Source organism: Mesorhizobium sp. M2C.T.Ca.TU.002.02.1.1 (assembly GCF_003997225.1).
Map to the genome: position 1 here is coordinate 1 of NZ_RZTO01000741.1, position 3,075 is coordinate 3,075.

General features: G+C 62.7%; 2 protein-coding genes and 1 pseudogene. 1 reads left to right on the forward strand and 2 read right to left on the reverse strand.

Translation table 11 applies throughout. The features are described from left to right. Positions 1 to 53 precede the first annotated feature (53 nt). Positions 54 to 455 (forward strand): annotated as a pseudogene (locus EOD07_RS38705) (nucleotide-binding domain containing protein); the annotation flags it as partial. Positions 456 to 578: 123 nt separating this feature from the next. Here EOD07_RS38705 and EOD07_RS28605 read toward each other — a convergent pair. After that, positions 579 to 1,481: a DMT family transporter gene (locus tag EOD07_RS28605; protein WP_127237751.1), complete on the reverse strand. Its 903-nt coding sequence runs from the start codon at positions 1,479 to 1,481 to the stop codon at positions 579 to 581. Between the two features lie 89 nt (positions 1,482 to 1,570). After that, a complete protein-coding gene (locus tag EOD07_RS28610) occupies positions 1,571 to 2,956 on the reverse strand; it encodes an aminotransferase (RefSeq protein ID WP_041004273.1) in 1,386 nt (461 codons plus the stop codon). Between the last annotated feature and the right edge of the window lie 119 nt (positions 2,957 to 3,075).

The window sequence follows — 3,075 nt, forward strand, 5'->3', positions numbered from 1 at the left end:
GCCGTCGGACCCCGTCGCCGGTGGCTCGCGCTGAGGGTGGTGAAGTCGTGCTGGTGGGAAGCTGCAGCGGCGTCACGTTGCGGCAGCGCGATCATTTCGCGCAAGATAATCCGATGCTGGACATCGATATTTGCGAGGCGGATGAAGATACCCTGATGGCGCGGGCGCTTGCCTGGGCGGACGAAAAGCTCGGCGCCGGCCAGCCGATCGGCTTTTCGGTCGCCGGGGATGTCGCGTCGGTTGCCGATGCCCAGGCCAAGTTCGGCATAATGGGCGCGGCGCGCAAGGCCGAAGCCATCCTGGCCGGCATAGCCAAGGGCTTGGGCGGGAGGGGTGTCCGCAAGTTCGTCGTTTCAGGCGGCGAAACGTCGGGTGCGATCGTCGAAGCGCTCGGCATTCAAAGCATGCAGGTTCTTCCATTCGACGAGCTTGGCGCGGGTTCCTGCATCTCTCGCGATGCGCGGCGGATTTCGTTGTTTCTGAAGCCAGGGAAGATCGGGGCCGAGGACGTCTTCTCGGCGGCCCTGGAAAAGATGCGCGCGCCTGAACGGCCCGGGAATCGCCGTCACTGGCGCGCGTCAACGGATCCCCGGCGGATTGGCCGGCTTGATCCGGCGGACGCGCTCCCGCAACACGGTCAGCAGGCCGGCGCTCGCGATCACTCCAACCCCGACGATGGCCAGCAAGTCGGGATACTCGTGAAAGACGATGATGCCGAAGAACATCGCCCAGCCAAGCTGTGAATAGGCGACGGGCGCGATCTGCGTGGCGTTGCCGTATCGCGCGGCACTGACGAAAGCCCATTGGCCGAGGCCGACGCAAAGACCTGAAAGCGCCATCAGCAGCAGGTCATGCAGGGAAGGTGCGCTGAAACCTCTGAGCAGCATGCCCAGGCCGTTGATCGAAACCAGGTAGAGGAACAGCATCCCCAGAATGCTGGTCTTCTTCGCGGACGAGCCGAGGCTGCGCATTATTATGATCGACGTGCCGGTCGAAAGGCCGGCGACCGCGGCGCTCAGATGTCCGAGATGAAACGCCTGGAAGCCCGGCTTGACCGCGAGCAGGACGCCGGCAAATCCGAGCATGACGGCGAACCACCGCCAGAGTCCGACATGCTCCTTCAGGATCAGCACGGACATGACCGTGACGAAAAACGGCGCCAGGAAGATCAACGAATAGGCGTCGACCAGAGGGATGGTCGTGAAGGCGTAGATCGCGCACAAACTCGACAGGACGCCGCATAGAGCGCGAAAATGCACCGGCCAGGGCCGGCTCATCTTCCAGAACTCCAGCCAACGCTCGTTCTCGTGGCGGGTGGCCAGAAGCACGATCGAGGCCGACAGGTTTTCGAAAAAACCGATCTCGAAAACGCTCAGCGGCCCGTGCAGCGCCTTTGTGAACGCGTCGGAGGTCGAAAAGCAGGCATAGGCCGCGAAGGCGCAAATATAGACATTGGTGAAAACGGATTGCCGGATCGGCATCGAATGCGCCTGCGTGTCGATTGGATGCCGGGGCTCGCCGGCCGGCCGCCATCGGGCCTGCCGGCCGGATGGCGGTATGCCTGCTGGTCTCAGATCGACTTCGCCTGAACCGCCTTCTCGGTTTCGCGCAGGGCCTTCTGCAGCTTGGCGCCGATTTCCTCGACGTCATTGTCATCGATGATCAATGGCGGACAGAAGCCGACGGTGTCGCGCATCGCGCGCACGACAAGGCCGTTTTCATAAGCGATGGCGGCCAGGCGCGCGCCGATCTGGCGCGCGGGCGCGAAAGGCGTGCCGGTCGAAGGATCCTCGACGAGTTCCACGCCGTACATCAGGCCGACGCCTCGCAGATTTCCGACGATCGGCGAATCCTTCGTCACCTCGGCAAGCTTCTGGTGCAGGCGCGCGCCGATCTTGCGGACATGCGGGACAATGTCGAGTTCCTCGTAGATCGCGATGGTCTCGGCCGCCACGGCGGCGCCCACCGGATGTGCGGCATTGGTGAAGCCGTGGCCGAAGGAGGTGCCGCTCTCATTGTAGCGTTCGACGGCTTCGAGGATTTTCGGCGATACCACGACCGCGGCGAGGGGAAAGTAAGACGAAGTGATGCCCTTGGCGAGCGACATCATGTCCGGCGTCATGCCGACCGTCTCGCGCCCGAACCAGTTGCCGGTGCGGCCGAAGCCGCAGACGACCTCGTCGTCGAGACAAAGGATGTCATATTTTGCCAGCACCTTCTGGACGGCTTCGAAATAGCCGGCCGGGGGCGGAATGATGCCGCCGCCGGCTATCACCGGTTCGGCGATGAAGGCCGCGATGGTGTCGGGACCTTCGCGCAGGATCATGCGTTCCAGCTCGCCGGCCAGGCGGCTCACGAACTCCGCCTCGCTTTCGCCCGGCAGGCGTACTCGATAATTGTTCGGGCAAAGCGTATGGATGAAACCGGGCAGCGGTAAGCCGAACTCGCGGTGCATCATCTCAAGCCCGCACATCGATCCGGCCACGATTGTCGACCCATGGAACGCCCGGTCGCGGGCGATGATCTTTCGCTTGGTCGGCTTGCCGCGCGATGCATGATAGAGCCAGGCCAGCTTGACCATGGTCTCATTGGCTTCGGAGCCCGAGGTCACGAAGAACGTCTTGCCGCCCGCCATGCCTGTCAGTTCGACCAGCTTCTTGCTGAGATTTGCGGCCTTCGGATTCGTCCGGCCATAGAAGCTATGGTAGTAGCCGAGCTCTTCGTACTGCGTCGCCGCGGCGCGGCCGAGGCGCTGGTTGTTGAAGCCTAGCGACGCGCACCAAAGCCCGGCCATGGCGTCGATATAGCGCTTGCCGTTCTCGTCGATGACATGGGTTCCATCGCCCTTGACGACGATATAGGCGCCCTCGCGAGACAAGGCCTGAGGATTGGTCTGCGAATGCAGATGATAGGCGAGATCGGTGGCGTTGGTCTCGGATTGCGTGTTGGAAAGCAAGGGGCAGCTCGACTGTTGGTGTGAAAGCTTTCGGGAGATTAATCGAAAAAAATCCAGTATCAATCATCACGCCCCGGCAACGCTTGATCCACGTGAGAGCCGCTGGGGTGGGTCTGAGG